At 60.3% G+C, this 19,277-nt stretch carries 16 protein-coding genes; 9 read left to right on the top strand and 7 right to left on the bottom strand.

Annotation, left to right across the window (positions count from 1 at the left end):
• The coding region (locus tag ACFPM8_RS05855) for a type VI secretion system Vgr family protein (protein ID WP_378996031.1) at nt 1-1,190 on the bottom strand (1,190 nt) is incomplete at its 3' end.
• 123 nt (nt 1,191-1,313) lie between these two features.
• The gene (locus tag ACFPM8_RS05850; RefSeq protein WP_378995949.1) at nt 1,314-1,754 is read right to left on the bottom strand and encodes a hypothetical protein; all 441 of its coding nucleotides are present in this window, start codon (nt 1,752-1,754) and stop codon (nt 1,314-1,316) included.
• Nucleotides 1,755-2,182: 428 nt separating this feature from the next.
• Between ACFPM8_RS05850 and ACFPM8_RS05845 the strand changes: the two genes are divergently transcribed.
• Entirely contained in the window at nt 2,183-2,446 is a 264-nt protein-coding gene (locus ACFPM8_RS05845) for a hypothetical protein (protein WP_378995947.1), read from the top strand.
• A 461-nt stretch (nt 2,447-2,907) separates the two neighbouring features.
• Here ACFPM8_RS05845 and ACFPM8_RS05840 read toward each other — a convergent pair whose 3' ends face one another.
• Nucleotides 2,908-4,146 (bottom strand): CaiB/BaiF CoA transferase family protein, encoded by a 1,239-nt coding sequence (locus ACFPM8_RS05840; RefSeq protein WP_378995945.1) that lies wholly within the window; start codon nt 4,144-4,146, stop codon nt 2,908-2,910.
• A 246-nt stretch (nt 4,147-4,392) separates the two neighbouring features.
• Here ACFPM8_RS05840 and ACFPM8_RS05835 point away from each other — a divergent pair, with 246 nt between their 5' ends.
• Nucleotides 4,393-4,743 carry a hypothetical protein gene (locus ACFPM8_RS05835; RefSeq protein WP_378995944.1) on the top strand — a complete coding sequence of 117 codons (351 nt, stop codon included), beginning with the start codon at nt 4,393-4,395 and terminating at the stop codon, nt 4,741-4,743.
• 15 nt (nt 4,744-4,758) lie between these two features.
• Entirely contained in the window at nt 4,759-5,310 is a 552-nt protein-coding gene (locus ACFPM8_RS05830; protein WP_378995942.1) for a glycine zipper family protein, read from the top strand.
• A gap of 44 nt (nt 5,311-5,354) precedes the next feature.
• Here the strand turns inward: ACFPM8_RS05830 and ACFPM8_RS05825 are convergent, their stop codons facing one another.
• Nucleotides 5,355-6,704, bottom strand: a complete 1,350-nt coding sequence (locus tag ACFPM8_RS05825; RefSeq protein ID WP_378996029.1) for an ATP-binding protein — start codon at nt 6,702-6,704, stop codon at nt 5,355-5,357.
• Nucleotides 6,705-6,708: 4 nt separating this feature from the next.
• Nucleotides 6,709-7,434 carry a response regulator gene (locus ACFPM8_RS05820; RefSeq protein WP_378995940.1) on the bottom strand — a complete coding sequence of 242 codons (726 nt, stop codon included), beginning with the start codon at nt 7,432-7,434 and terminating at the stop codon, nt 6,709-6,711.
• Between the two features lie 205 nt (nt 7,435-7,639).
• Here ACFPM8_RS05820 and ACFPM8_RS05815 point away from each other — a divergent pair, with 205 nt between their 5' ends.
• The 5 genes from ACFPM8_RS05815 (at nt 7,640) to ACFPM8_RS05795 (ending at nt 17,621) form a co-directional block, all read left to right on the top strand.
• Nucleotides 7,640-8,131, top strand: a complete 492-nt coding sequence (locus ACFPM8_RS05815) for a Spy/CpxP family protein refolding chaperone (protein ID WP_378995938.1) — start codon at nt 7,640-7,642, stop codon at nt 8,129-8,131.
• Nucleotides 8,132-8,474: 343 nt separating this feature from the next.
• The gene (locus ACFPM8_RS05810) at nt 8,475-9,809 is read left to right on the top strand and encodes an MdtA/MuxA family multidrug efflux RND transporter periplasmic adaptor subunit (RefSeq protein WP_378995936.1); all 1,335 of its coding nucleotides are present in this window, start codon (nt 8,475-8,477) and stop codon (nt 9,807-9,809) included.
• A gap of 7 nt (nt 9,810-9,816) precedes the next feature.
• Entirely contained in the window at nt 9,817-12,936 is a 3,120-nt protein-coding gene (locus ACFPM8_RS05805; RefSeq protein WP_378995934.1) for an MdtB/MuxB family multidrug efflux RND transporter permease subunit, read from the top strand.
• A 7-nt stretch (nt 12,937-12,943) separates the two neighbouring features.
• Complete coding sequence (locus ACFPM8_RS05800; protein ID WP_378995931.1) at nt 12,944-16,165, top strand: efflux RND transporter permease subunit; 3,222 nt, start codon at nt 12,944-12,946, stop codon at nt 16,163-16,165.
• 19 nt (nt 16,166-16,184) lie between these two features.
• Entirely contained in the window at nt 16,185-17,621 is a 1,437-nt protein-coding gene (locus ACFPM8_RS05795; RefSeq protein ID WP_378995929.1) for an efflux transporter outer membrane subunit, read from the top strand.
• Nucleotides 17,622-17,690: 69 nt separating this feature from the next.
• Here ACFPM8_RS05795 and ACFPM8_RS05790 read toward each other — a convergent pair whose 3' ends face one another.
• Together ACFPM8_RS05790 and ACFPM8_RS05785 are read right to left on the bottom strand one after the other, a co-directional pair.
• Entirely contained in the window at nt 17,691-18,062 is a 372-nt protein-coding gene (locus tag ACFPM8_RS05790; RefSeq protein WP_378995926.1) for a helix-turn-helix domain-containing protein, read from the bottom strand.
• 3 nt (nt 18,063-18,065) lie between these two features.
• Nucleotides 18,066-18,368 carry a type II toxin-antitoxin system HigB family toxin gene (locus ACFPM8_RS05785; protein ID WP_378995924.1) on the bottom strand — a complete coding sequence of 101 codons (303 nt, stop codon included), beginning with the start codon at nt 18,366-18,368 and terminating at the stop codon, nt 18,066-18,068.
• Between the two features lie 382 nt (nt 18,369-18,750).
• Here ACFPM8_RS05785 and ACFPM8_RS05780 point away from each other — a divergent pair, with 382 nt between their 5' ends.
• Nucleotides 18,751-19,182: an EamA family transporter gene (locus tag ACFPM8_RS05780; protein WP_378995922.1), complete on the top strand. Its 432-nt coding sequence runs from the start codon at nt 18,751-18,753 to the stop codon at nt 19,180-19,182.
• Nucleotides 19,183-19,277 lie beyond the last annotated feature (95 nt).

The raw sequence follows: 19,277 nt of genomic DNA, 5'->3' as shown, positions 1-19,277 counted from the left end.
GTTTGCGGGCCGTGGATCTTGGTCGCGACGCTGTGGTAGCCGCGGCCCGGACGCCAGGGGATGCTTTTGCGGATGCAGCTCAGGCGGTTGCTGTAGTCGGTCACCTCGTCGGCTTGCTGCAGGTAGTTGTTGCTGGCCGTATGCACGACGCTGACGACCAGGTATTCATGTTTGCCGCGCTCGGCGGATTGGCCGAACACGCTGTTGCTGAAGTGATCGGTCAGGCGGAACCAGCGTCCGGGCTGGACGTCGCGGTTGTTGCCGGCGGCTTCGATATGCTTGCCGCTGGTCTCGATTTCTTCCATCCGCAACCGGGCTTGCTTGTCGCCGTCTTCGTCGTTCTTGTAGCCGTATGCGCCGGTGTATTCGTACGACTCGATGTTGAGCACGTCGCCTTGTTTGTTCAAGGTCGGGATGTTGACATTGCTCGGTACCGGGTATTTGAAGTTGAAGCTGGACAGCGCGACCTGGCCGGGGACGATATCGCGCACCGGGCTCCATGCGTGGATGGCATTTTCTTCCTGGGCGCCGGCATGGCGCTGGAAGCGGATCTCGGGGTTGCTGCCGTCGATCGGGGCGGCATAAGTGGAGTCGTCACTCAGGATTAATTTGTGGCCCTTGTCGTCGTGTTCATACCAATAGTGCCAGCCGGCGTCTTCCCACCTGCGGTGCAGATAGTTGCTATCGCTTTCATCGAACTGGCAGGCTTCGGTGACAGGGATATCGGCTGCCTTGACGCGGCTGTCCCAATTGGCATGCGCGCCGTAATTCTTGAAAATAATTTCCGTTTGTTCGCGCAAGGTTTTGCCGTGAAACAGGAAATTATTTTTTCTGAGCGTCAGGTACCACAACCACGGCCTCAGAATCATCTCGTAGAACGCGATTCCGCCGTTGGACTTGACCAGCCGGAAGCTTGCGACCACCCCGCTAAAGTAGCGCGTGCTGCCGTCGGCTCTGACCAGCTCGACCACGGCCATCTTGCCTTGCAATTCTTTGAGCGGGATCCGGGCGTCATCGGCCAGGATTTCCAGGACATACTCAAAATCGCGCGAAAGTTCTTCCCTGGCTTGGAGGCGATTGACCACCATAGCCGGCGCCGGATGGTCGTCATTCGGGAAACTTAAGCGGAGCACACGGGCGTGCTGTTTGTTTTGTATCAAGGCCAACAAGGCTTGTGGTAAACCGCGCATAGGAACTCTTTTGTCCTCGAAATCGACTTGATTGCCAGGTGGCAAAGCTCGCGATTTTACCCTAAGGGTCAGTTCTCGGCGGAAACTACCAGAGCGGCTCTTGATGGCGACTATCGTCCAGGGCTATGTAGACTCGATGGCCTGCTTCCGAAGTTCGATGTCCTGCTTCCGAAGTTCGATGGCCTGCTTCTGAAGTTCGATGTTCTGTTTCTGAAGTTCGATGTCCTGCTTCCGAAGTTCGATGTCCTGCTTCTGAAGTTCGATGTCCTGCTTCTGAAGTTCGATGTCCTGCTTCCGAAGTTCGATGTCCTGCTTCTGAAGTTCGATGGCCTGCTTCTGAAGTTCGATGTCCTGCTTCCGAAGTTCGATGTCCTGCTTCTGAAGTTCGATGTCGATTCTCGGACAGTCGATGTTGATACTGAAGCCGCTGAATGCGCCCGTCTCGGCATGATCTGCCTTGAAGAAGTGCTGCGCCTGCTGCGGCCCCTGCGCGAGATCTCCAAAGATAACGCGATGACGCATGACTTGGTACAGGCGATCATCGAACACGTCGATGATCGCCACAATCTGTTCAATGTGATGCGCGCGCAATAAGTAGGGCGGATGAGCGCAGCGTTATCCGCCGTTTTGGATGCATCGAACGTAGGTGGCGCATCCAACGGCGGAAGGCGCTGCGCTTTTCCGCCCTACGCAGATTGGGTACGGCACGCCTGTTGCCGCAACGTTAAAGAAGGTCTATAGTCGCTTCCGTCCCTGAACAAAAAAGGGATCAGGTTGGGAAGCCTGGATCCAGACGCGTACAGACCGCACCATGCGGTTTTTCTGTAAGCATCCCCGTTTGTCGTCCTCTATGGGCGGCAATAGCGGTGAGTCCCTGAGGGGACTGCCGGGGGGGGTGCGAAAGTGTCTGGACCGGTCTTCCTACTCTGCTATTCGCCGCCCTCCCGTTTTGGCACAGCGCGGCTCAATAAACCCCAGACCAAGGAGCCCGTATGACCTTCGCTATAACGCCTGACAAAAAACTGATTTTTCCCCCAACCGACCACCTCCATGAAGCCGCTGAATGCGCCCGTCTCGGCATGATCTGCCTGGAAGAAGTGCTGCGTCTGCTGCGACCGCTGCGCGAGATCAACAAAGACAACGCGATGACGCACGACTTGGTGCAGGCCATCATCGAACACGTCGATGATCGCCACAATCTGTTCGATGTGATGCGCGCGCAATTTGAAGAAGAAGAGAAAGCGCGCAGTAAGTAGGGCGGATGAGCGCAGCGTTATCCGCCGTTGGATGTGCCACAGGCATTTGACGCATCCAACACGGCGGAAGGCGCTGCGCTTTTCCGCCCTACGACCCGATGAACGGACCACGGAGCGCCGAGGGGTTGGGGTTGTTTTTGACGTTGAATTCCGCATTGGGACGCTGCCAAATGTGGCGGCTGTCAGTCGGGAATTGTGGGAAGACATGTTTGAGCGCAGCGAGTTTGTCTTCACACCCGACTGATAGGCGACACATTTGGGGACCTGACCGAAGGGAAGGCAGTGGCTTGCGGTCGCCTTTTCTTTGCTTCCTTTCTTTTGGCGAAGCAAAAGAAAGGGAGTCGCCGTCAGGGCGAAAAGCTGAGTCCGCCAATACATCAACATCTAAAAACAAACCCTCGGCACTCCGTGGTCCGTCACTCAGGGACACAGTAATTCGGCACGTTGCAGCGCCTCTTAATTTAAATCACACCTTGCTGCCGCAACTGCTCAATCTCCTCCACACTCCTGCCGATAGCCGCCAGCACCTGCGCCGTGTGCTGGCCCAGCTCCGGTCCGACCCAGTTGGTCTGTCCCGGCGTTGCGGAAAGTTTCGGCACGATGCCGGGCAAATCTATCGGCTGGCCGTCCGGCAGCGTGTGCTGCTGGATCATGTCGCGGGCGCGGTAGTGCGGGTCTTGGTGAATATCGGCCGCGGTGTACACGCGGCTGCTCGGCACCTCGGCCTGCTCCAGCACTTGCAGCACGTGCTCCAGATCGTGCTGCGAGGTCCAGTCGGCAATCGCGGCGTCGAGCATGTCGTTATGCTGGACCCGGCCGTCGTTGCGGGCCAGACGCGGATCCTCTGCCAGGTCGCTGCGGCCGATCGCATGCATCAGGCGCTTGAAGATGCTGTCGCCGTTGCCGGCGATGATGACGAAATGTTCGCCACGTGCATCACTGCGGCAGGGATAGGTGCTGGACGGCGAGATGCCGGGAAAGCTGGCGCCGGTGCGCTCGCGCACGAAGCCGAACTCGGCGTACTCCGGGATCAGGCTTTCCATCACGCCGAACACCGCCTCATACAGCGCGATGTCGATGAACTGCCCGGTGCCGCCGTTGGCCTTCAGATGGTGCATCGCCAACAGCGCCCCGATCACGCCGTACAGCGAAGCCAGGGTGTCGCCAATGCTGACGCCGACCCGCACCGGCGGCCGGTCGGGATAACCGGCCAGGTGGCGCAAACCGCCCATCGACTCGGCAATCGCGGCGAAGCCCGGACGCGCATGATAAGGGCCATCCTGGCCGTAGCCGGAAACCCGCACCATGATCAGCTTGGGATTGATTTTGGACAAATCCTGCCAGCCGAGTCCCCAGCCTTCCAATGTGCCGGGGCGGAAATTTTCAATCACGATATCGGCATCCTTGACCAGATCGCGCACAATCTGCTGGCCTTGTTCGGACTTCAGATTGACGGTCACCGATTTCTTGTTGCGGCTCTGCGAGTACCACCACAGCGAGGTGCCGTTATGCAGCTTGCGCCACTTGCGCAATGGATCGCCGTCGCCGGGCGACTCGATCTTGATGACTTCGGCGCCGAACTGTCCCAGCAGGCTGGCGGCATACGGCCCGGCGATCAGGGTGCCCAGTTCGATGACTTTGACGCCCTGGAGCGACGATTGCTGAGGTGAAGATTGAGATGGAGTGGAGGCGTTTTCCATGTGGTGTTTTGTCGGCAAGAAAATGGGAGCGGCTTTGAGCGCGTCGGAATGGTCGATTATGCCGACCTGCACAACGGATAGGCAACGGTTTCGAATCAAGCTTGATACAAACTGAACACAATTGCATGCACCGAATCAATTAAAATGGCCCGTCAAGCTGACAGCTTTGCAACCAGAAGTAACTCTTTTTGGTGTCAGTCAAAGCCAGGATTATTCTTAAATGTCGTATAGATCGTGAGGCCTATCATGAAAAAAATTGCCCTTTTAGCACTGGCTGCGGCCGCACTGATGACGACCAGCAGCGCCAGTTTTGCCTGGGGCTACGGCTATTACGGCCACGGCGGCTATTACGGTCCGCGCGTCGGCGTGACCATAGGCGGGCCGGTGTATTACGCACCGCCACCGGTGTATTACTCGCCGCCGCAAGTGTATTACGTGGAGCCGCCGGTATATTACGCGCCGCCGCAACAAACCTACGTCGAAAAAGCCCGCGATTACGTGTACTACTGCAAGAACCCGGCCGGCTATTATCCGGAAGTTCCGCGTTGCCCTTCGGGCTGGATGAAGGTGGAACAGGAAGACGCTCAACCAAAGTAAAGGAAGGGGCCGATCATGAATAGAACATCCATGGCGATTGCCGCTTCGGCGGTGGCTTTATTGTCCGGTTGCGTCAGCGTGCCGACCGGATCGAATGTGATGGCGCTGCCCGGCAGCGGAAAAAGTTACGACCAGTTCCGCAACGATGAAGCCGTTTGCCAGCGCTACGCGCAAGAAAGAATAGGACCCTACGCACCGCAGGCGGCGGCTGACAATGCCACCGCCACCGCGGTGACCGGCACCTTGATCGGGGCCACGGTCGGCGCGCTGATCGGCGCCGCATCCGGCCGCGCCGGGGCCGGTGCGGCGATTGGCGCCGGCGGCGGTTTGCTGGTCGGCAGCTCGGTCGCCGGCGATTCCGCGGCACGCAGCAGCTATTCGATGCAGCATCAGTACAACAATGTGTTTACCCAGTGCATGTATGCCAAAGGGAATCGGGTTCCGGTGCCGGCCGGCTATGCCAGCCGCCAGTCGCAATACGCACCGCCGCCGCAATATGGCGTGCCGCCGGATTATTATCCGCAACGGCGCAGTTATGGCCCGCCGCCGGACTACGTGCCTTACTAATGTCAAAACCTGTTTCGTTAATCACGAAGCAGGTTTTTTTTCGTTCAGGCTTGTACCGGCAAACGCAAAGTTACTTCGAGGCCGCCTTCGGGATGGTTACGCAGCGCCAATGTTGCTCGGTGATTTTCCGCGATATTGCGGGCGATGGTCAGCCCCAGGCCGGTGCCGCCGGTATCGCGCGAGCGGGATGTTTCCAGTCTAAAAAACGGTTCGAACACCGCATCCAGCTGATCGGCCGGAATCCCGCTGCCGCCGTCGCGGATCTTGATCACGATCGCGTTGCCTTCGCGGCTTAATTGCAGGCGCGCATAGCGTCCGTATTTGGTGGCATTGTCGACCAGGTTGGTCAGGCAGCGCCGCAGCGCGCTCGGCTGGCCCATGATCGAGGTCCGGGTGCGCCCTTCCAGCGTCACGTCCTGGCCGGCGTCGATCGCATCGGCGCACACGCTGTCGAGTACCGAATCGATGTCCAGCAATTGCATGGCTTCAGCCGAATCCATGCTGCGCGCCAGATCCAGCCCTTCGCGCACCATGTTCTGCATCACCGCCAGATCTTCCACCAGCTTGCTGCGCAGTTCGGCATCGCTTACTTTTTCCAGCCGCAAGCGCAAGCGGGTCAACGGCGTTTGCAAGTCATGCGTAATCGCGGCCAGCATGTGGGTGCGGTGTTGGATTTGCCGTTTGATGCGCGCTTGCATGGCGTTGAACGCGGTCGCGGCCAGGCGGATTTCGGTCGGTCCGGTTTCGTCCAGCGGCGGCCGGTCGATATTGCGTCCCAGCGCGCCGGCGGCGACCGCCAGATCCTTGATCGGCCGCGCCGTCATTCGCGCCACCACGTAAGCCAGGATCCCGATCAACAGCAGGAACAGGCCGAAATACGGCGACAGGTACGGCGCCCCGGGCACTCTTCCGCGCAGCCAGCCGGGATCGCGCATCATCCGCAATTTGAGCTTCAACAGCGCGCCGTCCTTGAGGCTGACATAGATCACCACGCATTCATCCATGCGCGGCGTCTCAGTTTTTATTCCAGCATGCAATTTACAGTCGGTTTGTTTGGAAACGACGATATGGCGGTGGTTTCCGAGCCGTGTCTTCAGCAGCGCCGCCAGCGACGGATTGTCGCCGACCGCATTTTCCGTGTCCTTGACCAGGCTGGACTCCAGGCCGAAATTTTCGCTGGTCTGCAGCACCACCGATCGCATGTCCTCGCTGACGTTGTCGAGCGAGGAAACCAGTTGCTCGACCCGCTCGGCAATCCGGAACTCATGCATTTCCTTGAACGCCTTGCGCCGCTCGTTATGGGTCAGCCAGGTGGTGCTGGCCGCCGCCACCAGGATCCCCGCCAGCAAAATCAGAAATACCCGGTTGGCCACCGAGCCAAAGAAATTTTTCAGCAACTCAAGGCTCCACTGTGACCGATGTCGCCAGCACGTAGCCTTCGTTGCGAACGGTTTTGATAATGACCGGGGTGCGCGCGTCGTCGCCCAGCTTTTGGCGCAGGCGGCTGATCTGGATGTCGACCGAACGGTCGAACGGATCCGATTCCCGGCCCTGCGTCAATTCCAGCAGTTGGTCGCGATTGAGCACCCGGTTAGGGTGATCCAGGAACACTTTCAGAATGCGGTATTCGGCGCCGGACAAGGCCACCACCAGGCCATCGCGATTGACCAGGTGACGCGCTATCAGGTCCAGGGTCCAGTTGCCGAACTGGATTTGCTGGGCTTTCGGCGATGCCATATTGGGCGGCAAGGCCTGGGTCCGGCGCAGCACGCTGCGGATGCGCGCGAACAATTCGCGCGGCTCGAACGGTTTCGACAAATAGTCGTCAGCCCCCATTTCCAGCCCGAGAATCCGGTCCAGCGGTTCGCCGCGTGCGGTCAGCATGATCACCGGGATGTTGTTCGACTCGGCGCGCAGGTTGCGGCACAGGGTCAGGCCGTCTTCGCCGGGCAAGGTCAGATCCAGCACCACCAGATCGACCCGCGTCTCCGACAACACCTTGCGCATGTCGCTGCCATTGGTCGCCATCAATGTGCGAAAGCCATTGGCGTCCAGATATTCAGCCAGCAAGGTCCGAATTTCGCGGTCGTCATCGACCACCAGTATGTGAGCAGCAGTTTCCATGGGCGTAATTATGACGATTCAGTGCAAGGCTGACGACAGGTATTTGTATATTGGCATATCCATCTTGCGCCCCGACACATTGAGATACAAAGCAAACCCGATGCCATACACGGGGATACAAAGCCGCCCGCCGGCGACAAACCGCCGACACACGGTCGCGGTTCAATGCAGTTTGCCGTATCACCATTCATGGAAGGATTTCATTATGTTCAAGTTTCGCAAACAATTTTTGATCGGTCTGACCGCACTGAGCATAGGCGCCGTCGGCATCACGGCTTATGCAGACTCCGCTGCCCCAAGTGCGGAACAGCAAGCCAAATTTGCCGAACACATGGCAAAACGCCAAGCCAAATTGCATGACGACCTGAAAATCACCCCCGCCCAGGAAGGCGCATGGCAAACCTTTATAGCCAAAATGAAGCCGACCATGCCGGCTCCGTCGGCGCAGCGTCCGAGCAAGGAAGAATTGGCCAAGCAAACCGCGCCGGAACGCCTGGAGCACGAGGCCGACTTCCTGAAACGGGCGCAAGCGCGACTGGCGGCGCGCACTGCGGCGGTCAAGGAATTTTATCCAGTGTTGACGCCTGAGCAGCAAAAGGTCTTCGATGAACATTTCAGGAAGATGCACCACGGCCGCTTCGGTCATCACGGTTTCGGACGCGATCATCAAGAGGGCGGGTCGGCTGCGCCTCATTAATCCGGCTGACTTGTAGTGGGCTGTAACAGCCCGAGCTACGCCTTGCGCCTGACCGCGCAAGGCGATTTCGTTGCATTGAAACATTTCTAAAAATATACATACGGCTGTAAAATTTTCTCGCTAAACTCCAGCATTTACAGACTGTCAATTTGGGGCACCTCTAATAACCTACTGCAGGATTTGGCAAGCTCGTCAATCTCGGGGCTGCGATGCTCACCGTTCAGTCGTATGGCTGCCGGTGTTGCAACCTCGTCGCCCCGACCTTGAGCCGCTCGCTACGGTTTTTAGAGGCGCCCTTAATGCCACGTATCTCATCACCATCTGACCGACTCTGCCGCCTGCGATGACCACCACACCCACTCCCCCAGCCGTTCAATATTCCCAGCCACAGAACCAGCGCCCAGGCGGCCCCAAACGCGGCTGGCTTTGGCTGCTGCTGGTGGTCGTCCTGGCGCTGGCGGCTTACTGGGTGTGGGGCCGCAAGCCGGTCGCCGATCCAGCCGCATCCGGTGCCAGCCAGGCAACCAGCGCCGGCGGTAAAAACGGCAAAACCGGTCAAGGAAAGCGCGGCAACGGTGGCCCCGGCGGCGGGCCGGTGCCGGTCGGCGTGGCGGTGGCCAAAACCGCCGATGTAAATATCTATATTTCCGGCCTGGGCGGAGTCATGCCGGAAGCTACCGCAGTCGTCAAAAGCCGGGTTGACGGACAGTTGATGAAGTTGCATTTCGAAGAAGGCCAAGTGGTCAAGGCCGGCGCCTTGCTGGCGGAACTGGACCCGCGTCCGTTCCAGGTGCTGGTGATGCAGGCCGAAGGCCAGCTGGGACGCGACAGCGCCCTGCTGAAAGCCGCGCAAATCGACTTGCAGCGCTATCGCACCTTGCTGGCGCAGGATTCGATCGCCAGCCAGCAGGTCGACACCCAGGCGGCGCTGGTCAAGCAATTGGAAGGCACGGTCAAATCCGATCAAGGCTCGCTGGAGAATGCGCGCCTGCAATTGAGCTACTCGCGCGTCACCGCGCCGATCAGCGGACGGCTCGGTTTGCGCCAGGTCGACCTCGGCAATATCGTCCATTCCAGCGACGCCAACGGCATCGTCGTCATCACCCAATTACAGCCGATCACCAGCGTTTTCAGCATTCCCGAAGACAATATCCCTAAGGTCATGCAGCAAATCCAGGCCGGCAAGAAACTGCCTGCCGAAGCCTGGAATCGCGATCAGAAAATCAAACTCGCCAGCGGCACCCTGCTCACCATCGACAACCAGGTCGACAGCAGCACCGGCACCGTCAAGCTGAAGGCCGAATTCCCGAATAGCGATTACGCCTTGTTCCCGAACCAGTTCGTCAATATCCGCATGCTACTCGATACCCGCCAAGGCGCGACCGTGATCCCTAGCGCTGCGATCCAGCGCGGTTCCAGCGGCAATTTCGTGTACGTCCTCAAGGCAGATAGCAGCGTCGCCATCCGCCCGGTCACGACCGGCCCGGTCGAAGCCGAAATCACCGCCATCGAGCAAGGCATCGCCCCCGGCGAGACGGTCGTCGTCGACGGCCTGGACAAACTGCGCGACGGTGCCAAGGTCGAGCCGGTCAAGCGCGGCGCCGCAGCTGACGCCGCCGCCGCCGCGCCCCAACATAAAGCCGGCCGCCACGGCAAGCGCAACGCCGACGGCCAGTGACACGCCCATGAATCCCTCACGTCAGTTCATTCTCCGGCCGGTCGCCACCTCGTTGCTGATGCTGGCCATTTTGCTGGCCGGCATCGTCGCCTATAAACAATTGCCGCTGTCGGCCTTGCCGGAGGTCGACTATCCGACCATCCAGGTGGTCACGCTGTATCCGGGCGCAAGCCCGGACGTGATGACGTCCTCGGTCACCGCGCCGCTGGAGCGCCAGTTCGGCCAGATGCCGGGCCTGAACCAGATGTCGTCCACCAGTTCCGGCGGCGCCTCGGTCATCACCTTGCAATTCAGCCTGGATCTGAGCCTGGATATCGCCGAGCAGGAAGTGCAGGCAGCGATCAACGCCGGCGGCAACCTGCTGCCGTCCGACCTGCCGACGCCGCCGATCTACAACAAGGTCAATCCGGCCGACACCCCTATCCTGTCGCTGGCGATCACCTCCAAAACGCTGCCGCTGCCGAAGGTGCAGGACCTGATCGATACCCGGCTGGCGCAAAAAATCTCGCAGGTGCCTGGCGTCGGTCTGGTCAGCCTGTCCGGCGGCCAGCGGCCTGCGGTCCGGCTGCAAATCAATCCGCGCGCGGTGGCATCGCTGGGACTTAACCTGGATGACATCCGCACCGCCATCGGCAACGCCAACGTCAATCAGGCCAAGGGCAGTTTCGACGGGCCGTCGCGCGCATCGACCATCGACGCCAACGATCAGCTGAAATCGGCCGACGAATACCGCAACCTGATCATCGCCTACAAGAGTGGCGCGCCGATCCGCATCGCCGATGTCGCCGACGTGGTCGACGATGCCGAAAACATCCGGCTGGCGGCTTGGGCCAACCAGTCGCCGGCGGTGATCCTGAACATCCAGCGGCAACCGGGAGCCAACGTGATCGGGGTGGTCGACAACATCAAAAAAATCCTGCCCAAGCTGCAGGAGACCTTGCCGGGCGCGATCGACGTGCAGATCCTGACCGACCGCACCACCACCATCCGCGCGTCGGTGGCGGATGTCGAATTTGAATTGCTGCTGGCGGTGGCACTGGTGGTGATGGTGATCTTTATTTTCCTGCGCAATGTACCGGCCACCATCATCCCCGGCATCGCGGTGCCGCTGTCGCTGGTCGGCACCTTCGGCATCATGTATCTGACCGGTTTCTCGATCAATAACCTGACCCTGATGGCGCTCACCATCGCCACCGGCTTCGTGGTCGACGATGCGATCGTGATGATCGAAAACATTTCGCGCTATATCGAGGAAGGCATGCAGCCGCTGCAGGCGGCGCTGAAAGGCGCGGAGCAAATCGGCTTCACGATTATTTCGCTGACTTTTTCTCTGATCGCGGTCTTGATCCCGCTGCTGTTCATGGGCGACGTGGTCGGCCGCCTGTTCCGCGAATTCGCGATCACCCTGGCGGTGGCGATCCTGATCTCGGCCGTGATCTCGCTGACCTTGACGCCGATGATGTGCGCCAAGCTGCTGCATCACATCCCGGAAGACGAGCAGGGCTGGTTCTACCGCAAGGGCGGCGAAGTGTTCGAGCGCATCATCGCCCGCTACGGCGTGGCGCTGGATTGGGTGCTGGAGCGTCAGTTCGCGACCTTGCTGGTCGCCATCGGCACCCTGGTGCTGACCGTGGTGCTGTATATATTTGTGCCGAAGGGATTTTTCCCGGTGCAGGATACCGGCGTCATCCAGGGCATTTCGGAAGCCAGCCAATCGGTCTCGTTCGGCGCCATGGCACAACGCCAGCAAGAGCTGGCGGCGGTGGTGCTGAAGGACCCGGCGGTCGAAAGCCTGACTTCGTTCATCGGCGTCGACGGCACCAATGCCACCCTCAACAGCGGCCGCATGCTGATCAACCTGAAGCCGCACGACACCCGCATCAGCGCCAGCGAGGTGATCCGCCGCTTGCAGCCGGAGCTCAACCGCGAAGTCGGCGGCATCACGCTCTACATGCAGCCGGTGCAAGACCTGACCATCGAGGATAGCGTCAGCCGTACCCAGTATCAATTCAGCGTCGAGGATGCCAGTGGCAGCGAATTGAGCAAGTGGGTGCCGAAGCTGGTCGAACGCCTGCAACAGCTGCCGCAACTGGCCGATGTCGCCAGCAATCAGCAGGATTTGGGGTTGCAAGCCTATATCGCGATCGACCGCGACGCCGCCTCGCGGCTCGGCATCACCACCGCTGCGATCGACAATGCCTTGTACAACGCCTTCGGCCAGCGCCTGATCTCGACCATCTACACCCAGTCCAACCAGTATCGGGTGGTGATGGAAGTCAAGCCGGAGTTCCAGAAAGGCCCGGCCGCACTCGACAGTATTTTCCTGGTAGCGGCCAACGGTACCCAGATCCCGCTGTCTAGCATCGCCACCATTGAAGAACGGACCGCACCGCTGGTGGTCAACCATATCGGCCAGTTCCCGGCCACCACCATTTCATTCAATCTGGCGCCCGGCGTCGCGCTGGGCGATGCAGTAGATGCGATCCGCGCCGCCGAACAGGCGATCGGCCTGCCGGCCAGTATCCAGACCAGCTTCCAGGGTGCGGCGCTGGCGTTCCAGGCGTCGCTGAGCAATACCCTGATGCTGATCCTGGCGGCCATCGTCACCATGTACATCGTGCTGGGGGTGCTGTACGAAAGCTATATCCACCCGATCACGATCCTGTCGACCTTGCCGTCGGCCGGGGTCGGCGCGTTGCTGTCGCTGATGATCGCCGGCAGCGACCTGGGGATTATCGGCATCATCGGCATCATCCTGCTGATCGGTATCGTCAAGAAAAACGCGATCATGATGATCGACTTTGCGCTGGACGCCGAACGCAACGAAGGCAAATCCCCGCGCGACGCGATTTTTCAAGCCTGCCTGCTGCGCTTCCGGCCTATCCTGATGACCACCATGGCGGCCCTGCTGGGCGCGCTGCCCTTGATGCTGGGCAGCGGCGTCGGCTCCGAACTGCGGCAGCCGCTGGGGATCACGATGGTCGGCGGCTTGCTGGTGTCGCAGGTGCTGACCTTGTTCACCACGCCGGTGATTTATCTCGGCTTCGACCGCCTCGCGCGCCGCCTGAAAGCGCGCTTCGGCACGCCGCAGGAAGACGGCGCAGGCACCGAGCCGCTCCAGCCGTGATCGCCCGATGAATATTTCACGCCCCTTTATCGAACGCCCGATCGCCACCACCCTGCTGACCATCGGCGTGGTGCTGGCCGGCATGGTGGCATTCACCCTGCTGCCGGTATCGCCTCTGCCGCAGGTCGATTTCCCGACCATTTCGGTGCAAGCCTCGCTGCCCGGCGCCAGCCCGGAAACCATGGCGGCGACGGTCGCCACACCGCTGGAGCGGGCGCTCGGTTCGATCGCCGGCATCACCGAGATGACCTCGTCCAGCTCGCTCAACTCAAGCCGCATCACCTTGCAATTCGATTTGAGCCGCGATATCGACGGTGCCGCGCGCGACGTGCAGGCGGCGCTGAATGCGGCGCGCAACCTGCTGCCAACCGGCATGCCTAGCAATCCCAAATACCGCAAGGTGAATCCGGCCGATGCGCCCATCATGATCCTGTCGCTGACCTCGGACAGCATGACCCAAGGCCAGATGTACGATGCCGCCGACAGCATCCTGGCGCAAAAACTGTCGCAGGTAAAAGGCGTCGGCCAGGTCAATGTCGGCGGCAGCTCGCAGCCGGCGGTGCGGGTCGAGCTGAACCCGGCCGCGCTCAATAAATACGGTATCAGCAGCGCCGACGTGCGCACCGCGATTGCCGCCACCAACGCCAACCGGCCCAAGGGCGTGCTGGAAGACGGCGACAAGAATTGGCAAATTTACGCCAACGACCAGGCCCAGACCGCGGCCGAATACCTGCCGCTGATCGTCTCCTATCGCAACGGCGCGCCGGTGAGAGTCAGCGACGTCGCCACGGTGGTCGATTCGGTAGCCGATCTGCGCAATGCCGGCTCGGCCAACGGCAAGCCGTCGGTGCTGGTGATCCTGAACCGGCAGCCGGGCGCCAACATCATCGAAACGGTCGATTCAGTGCGCGCGCTGCTGCCGCAGTTGCGGGCATCTATCCCCGCGGCCATCAACCTGAATGTCGCGCTGGACCGCACGCCGACCATCCGCGCCTCGCTGCGCGACACCGAACATACCTTGCTGCTGTCGATCGGGCTGGTGATCATGGTGGTGTTTCTGTTCCTGCGCAACGGCCGCGCGGCGCTGATCCCCAGCGTCGCGGTGCCGACCTCGCTGATCGGCACCTTCGGCGTGATGTACCTGTTTGGCTTCAGTCTCGACAATCTTTCGTTGATGGCGCTGACGATCGCCACCGGCTTCGTGGTCGACGACGCCATCGTGGTCCTGGAAAACGTGTCCCGTCATATTGAAAAGGGCCTGAAACCGTTCGACGCCGCATTGCAAGGCGCGCGCGAAGTCGGCTTTACCGTGTTGTCGATGAGCTTGTCGCTGATTGCGGTGTTCATCCCTATCCTGCTGATGGGCGGCATCGTCGGCCGCCTGTTCCGCGAGTTCGCCGTCACCTTGTCGGTCGCGATCCTGGTGTCGCTGGTGGTGTCGCTGACCACCACGCCGATGATGTGCGCGCGCTTGCTGAAACACGATCCGCAGCGCAAGCAGGGAGCGCTGTTCAATGCCACCGAGCGCGCCTTCAATGCCATGCTGCACGGTTACGAGCGGACCCTGGCCTGGGCTTTGCGCTTCTCGCCGCTGATGATCGTGGTGCTGCTGGCGACCATTGCGCTCAATATTTATCTGTACACGATCATTCCGAAGGGCTTTTTCCCGCAACAGGATACCGGCCGCATCGTCGGCGGCATCCAGGGCGACCAGGCCAGTTCCTTCCAGTCCATGCAGCAGAAGCTGAACAGATTTGTCGAGATCGTGCGCCAGGACCCGGACGTCGATACGGTCGTGGCATTCACCGGCGGCGGCCAGCGCAACGGCGGCTCGATGTTTATCTCGCTCAAACCGCTGTCGCAACGCAAGCTGACTGCGGACCAGGTGATCGCACGGCTGCGCGGCAAGCTCGGCAATGTCGCCGGCGCCAGCCTGTTCCTGCAACCGGTGCAGGATATCCGGGTCGGCGGCCGCTCCAGCAACGCCCAGTATCAATACACCCTGCAGTCCGACGACCTCAACGAACTGCGCACCTGGGAACCGAAAATCCGGCTCGCCCTCAGCAACCTGCCGCAGCTGGCCGACGTCAATACCGACCAGCAGGACAAGGGCTTGCAAACCACGCTGACCATAGACCGCGAATCGGCGATACGCAGCGGCGTCACGCCGCAATTGATCGACTCGACGCTGAACGACCTGTTCGGCCAACGCCAGGTATCGACCATTTACAGCGGCATGAACCAGTACCACGTGGTGATGGAAGCGGCGCCGGAATATTGGCAAAGCCCGGAAATCCTGAACAACACCTACGTCAGCCTGGCCCCCAGCAATGCCAATCTGTCGCCTACCACCTCGGCGCTGGGCACGCCGCCGGCCTTGACCGCGGGCGGCAAGCTGAACGCCAATTCGTCGCTGGCGCTGACCCTGTCGACCAAGTCCGAGCAGCAAGTGCCGCTGGCGGCCTTTGCCAAATTTGCGCCGACCAACACCGCGCTGTCGGTCAATCATCAGAGCCAGTTCATTGCCTCCACCATCTCGTTCAACCTGCCGCCCGGGGTCTCGCTGTCCGAAGCCACCAACGCCATCAACGATGCCTTGTCGCGGCTCGGCGTGCCGACTTCGGTGCACGGCAGCTTCGCCGGCACCGCCAATGTTTTTCAATCTTCGCTGAGCAGCCAGCCGGTGCTGATCCTGACGGCGCTGCTGGCGGTGTATATCGTGCTCGGCATCCTGTATGAAAGCTATGTCCACCCGATCACCATCATCTCGACCCTGCCGTCGGCCGGGGTCGGCGCGCTGCTGGCGCTGCTGGCGACCGGCACCGATTTCAGCCTGATCGCATTGATCGGCGTGATCCTGCTGATCGGCATCGTCAAGAAGAACGCGATCATGATGATCGACTTCGCGCTGGATGCCGAACGCCAGCACGGACTGGCGCCGCGCGATGCGATCTTCGAAGCCTGCCGCCTGCGCTTCCGGCCGATCATGATGACCACCATGTGCGCGCTGCTGGGCGCGATCCCGCTGGCGATCGGCCGCGGCGACGGCGCCGAGCTGCGCCATCCGCTTGGCATTTCGATCGTCGGCGGCCTGATCATGAGCCAGTTGCTGACCTTGTATACGACGCCTGTCGTGTATCTGTACATGGATCGGTTCCGCATGTGGAGCAAGGCCAAGTGGCAGCGACGTGCTGGTCACTTGCCGGAAGCAAGCGGCGCGGGAGCTTAAACAAATGAACGGATTTCAAATGAAACACATGCCAAAAACCTGCTTGGCGCTCGCCATCTCATCGCTGCTGTTGAGCGCCTGCGCGCTGGGGCCTGACTACGTACGGCCGACGACCGAAGCGCCGGCCGCCTTCAAGGAAATGAAAGACTGGAAGACCGCCACCCCGCAGGATCAGGAATTGCACGGCAAATGGTGGGAAGCCTACCAGGACCCGCAACTGAACGCGCTGGTCGAGCAGGTCAATATCTCGAACCAGAATCTGGCGCAGGCAGAGGCCCAGTTCCGCCAGGCCAGGGCGCTGGTGCAGTCGGCCCGCTCGTCCTACTTCCCGACCGTCTCGGCCAGCGCCTCCAGCACCCGTGCCGGCAGCGCCAGCAGCCGCGTCGGCAGCAGGATTGCCACCACCGACTCGGTCGGCCTGAATGCCGGCTGGGAGCCGGACCTGTGGGGCCGCATCAGCCGCACGGTGGAAGCCAGCCGGGCCAGCGCGCAAGCCAGCGCCAGCGATTTGCAGGCGACCCGGCTCAGCGCCCAGTCCAGTCTGGCGGAAGATTATTTGCAACTGCGGGTCATCGACGCCCAGCAAACCTTGTTGGAAGACACGGTCGCGGCTTATCAAAAATCGTATCAGCTGACCCAAAACCAATATGCGGTCGGCGTGGTATCCAAAGCCGACGTGATCCAGGCGCAAACCCAGTTGAAATCGGCCCAGGCGCAAGCGCTGGACAACGGCGTGCTGCGGTCCCAGCTGGAGCACGCGATTGCGTTGCTGACCGGGCAAGCGGCATCCGACTTTTCGATCACGCCGGCGCCGCTGGTCGCCGTATTGCCGACGATTCCGGTCGGGATTCCGTCGGCGCTGCTGGAGCGACGGCCGGACATCAGCGCCGCGGAACGGCGCGCCGCCGCCGCCAATGCCCAGATCGGGGTCGCCAAGGCGGCCTACTTCCCGGCGTTAACGCTGTCGGCTGCGGGCGGCTTCCAGGGCAGCAGCTTTGCCCATTTATTGACGCTGCCGAACCGCTTCTGGTCGCTCGGTCCGGCCCTGGCCGCGACCCTGTTCGACGGCGGCTTGCGCCACGCCCAGAGCGAGCAGGCGCTGGCCGGCTTTGACGCCAGCGTCGCCGCCTACAAACAAACCGTGCTGACCGGCTTCCAGGAAGTCGAGGACAATCTGGCGGCGCTGCGGATCCTGGAACAGGAAGCCCAGGTGCAGGATGAAACCGTGCAATCGGCGCGGCTGGCAGTAACGCTGATACTGAATCAGTACCGGGCCGGCCTGGTCAGCTTCACCAGCGTCGCCACGGTGCAAGCCACCGCGCTCAGCGCCGAGCGGACCGCGCTCGACATTCAACGCCGGCGCTTTTCCGCCAGCGTGTTGCTGATCAAGGCGCTGGGCGGCGGCTGGAGTCAGGCTGAGTTGCCGGATAATGCGGCTCTGAGCGAGGCCAGGTAACGCGCCGGCAAACTCCCTGATCGAGGTTTTTGCGGCTAATTCTCATCTTTGAATTCGGTCAGGCTGGCCTCAAGCTTGCGCTGGTTCTGCTATCAGGCTTTCTGCCGGAATGCCAAGGCCATGGTGCAGGCGGCGAATCATTGGCAGCGTCAGCGGCCGTTTGTAGCTCAATATCTCGTAGACGCGGTTGAGTCGACCGATCATCGGCTCTAAATCTTTTGGTGTGAGCCCTGCTTGCTCCATGCGGAATTTGATTGCTTCGATTGGATCTGGCGACGCTACCGGGTAGCGCTTTGCCTCGTAGGCTTCGATGACCATCGCCAACAACTCGAAGCGATCGCCATCCGGTGTTCCAGGTTCTGGTTGATGATCGAAGAATGCGGACGCCATGCGTAGCGCGTCTTCGTATTCTGCTTCCGTGTGGATTGGTTTGATGTCCATTTCTTATTCCATTTCTACCGTAGTTGCGTCGACCTTGTCGTACTCCGCATGCGTACCAATAAACTTGATGTACACCAACCCGAATTGGTAGGCAACGCTTACGATCAACCGGTAATCGTTACCCTTGATGTTGAACACCACCCGGTTGTTTCCCACGAAACTGGCGCTCCTGTGCTGATTCTTGATGTCTTGCGGCGTATTCCACGATGTATTGATGGCTTCGTCGTACCACGCCTTTAGTGGCTGCTCGGCGGACGGATGTTTGCTCCAAAAGAGAACAAGGTTCCTTTTCGCAATGACTCTCATGTCGTTATGCTAGTCCCAAAATGGGACTGATACAAGTGTGATGGCTGTGCATAGTATGACTTCCCCCGTTCATCGCGACACCAGAATCGAGCGGATCGCCGACCATAATATCTTTTCGCATCACCACCCCCAAAAAATTATCAGTCTGACATTTTTACAAAGCGTGATTTATTTTGCAATGGAAATTTAAAGGCCACTTGGCAGGATAGCCCTTGCGCCGTACCGCTCCACAAGGCGAAGCCGGAGACGATCAAATAATCGCCCCCCGATTTATTTCGCGTTGAAAATCGAGATTAAGCGAGTAAATCATCCATAGATGGCGCCAGGCCAAGTTGCCGGATAATGCTGTGCTGAATCATCCAGAAAATGAGAGGAAACAATAATGAATCTACGTCCCGGTTGGGAATTGTTTGCGCTGGGCTCGGCATTTTTTGCCGGCCTGACGGCGATCTTCGGCAAATTCGGCGTCGCCGGCATCAACTCGAATTTCGCCACCTTCATTCGCACCGTCATCATCCTGTGCGTGATTGCCGGCATCGTCACCCTGCGCGGCGAATGGCAAAAGCCGACCACGCTGGCGGCGTCCAACTGGCTATTTTTGGCGCTATCGGCGATCGCCACCGGGCTGTCCTGGCTTTGCTATTACCACGCGCTGCAAATCGGGCCGGTGTCGAAAGTGGCGCCGATCGACAAATTGAGCGTGGCTTTTGCGATTGTGCTGGGCTTGCTGTTTGCCGGCGAACAGCTGAGCTGGCCGGTGGCCATCGGCGGTTCGATGATTGTCGCCGGGTCGGTTGTGATTATCGCGTTTTGATGCGGACTAGCTGCTGCATCGTCACCGCAAAGCAAAAAACCGGAGACGATCAAACAATCGCCTCCGGTTTACTTTGCGTTGAAATTTCTCAAGCG

The organism is Paraherbaspirillum soli, assembly GCF_042654985.1.
In the GTDB taxonomy this organism is placed as follows: domain Bacteria; phylum Pseudomonadota; class Gammaproteobacteria; order Burkholderiales; family Burkholderiaceae_D; genus Paraherbaspirillum; species Paraherbaspirillum soli.
Note: the sequence above shows the minus strand (reverse complement) of the source record. Positions and strands in the feature narration are given on the sequence as shown.

Excerpts from the sequence above, each read along its gene's own strand:
- ACFPM8_RS05845 (WP_378995947.1), top strand. The coding sequence starts at position 2,183 with ATGACCTTCGCTATAACGCCTGACAAAAAACTGATTTTTCCCCCAACC.
- ACFPM8_RS05840 (WP_378995945.1), bottom strand. The coding sequence starts at position 4,146 with ATGGAAAACGCCTCCACTCCATCTCAATCTTCACCTCAGCAATCGTCG.
- ACFPM8_RS05835 (WP_378995944.1), top strand. The coding sequence starts at position 4,393 with ATGAAAAAAATTGCCCTTTTAGCACTGGCTGCGGCCGCACTGATGACG.
- ACFPM8_RS05830 (WP_378995942.1), top strand. The coding sequence starts at position 4,759 with ATGAATAGAACATCCATGGCGATTGCCGCTTCGGCGGTGGCTTTATTG.
- ACFPM8_RS05820 (WP_378995940.1), bottom strand. The coding sequence starts at position 7,434 with ATGGAAACTGCTGCTCACATACTGGTGGTCGATGACGACCGCGAAATT.
- ACFPM8_RS05815 (WP_378995938.1), top strand. The coding sequence starts at position 7,640 with ATGTTCAAGTTTCGCAAACAATTTTTGATCGGTCTGACCGCACTGAGC.
- ACFPM8_RS05810 (WP_378995936.1), top strand. The coding sequence starts at position 8,475 with ATGACCACCACACCCACTCCCCCAGCCGTTCAATATTCCCAGCCACAG.
- ACFPM8_RS05805 (WP_378995934.1), top strand. The coding sequence starts at position 9,817 with ATGAATCCCTCACGTCAGTTCATTCTCCGGCCGGTCGCCACCTCGTTG.
- ACFPM8_RS05800 (WP_378995931.1), top strand. The coding sequence starts at position 12,944 with ATGAATATTTCACGCCCCTTTATCGAACGCCCGATCGCCACCACCCTG.
- ACFPM8_RS05795 (WP_378995929.1), top strand. The coding sequence starts at position 16,185 with ATGAAACACATGCCAAAAACCTGCTTGGCGCTCGCCATCTCATCGCTG.
- ACFPM8_RS05790 (WP_378995926.1), bottom strand. The coding sequence starts at position 18,062 with ATGGACATCAAACCAATCCACACGGAAGCAGAATACGAAGACGCGCTA.
- ACFPM8_RS05785 (WP_378995924.1), bottom strand. The coding sequence starts at position 18,368 with ATGAGAGTCATTGCGAAAAGGAACCTTGTTCTCTTTTGGAGCAAACAT.
- ACFPM8_RS05780 (WP_378995922.1), top strand. The coding sequence starts at position 18,751 with ATGAATCTACGTCCCGGTTGGGAATTGTTTGCGCTGGGCTCGGCATTT.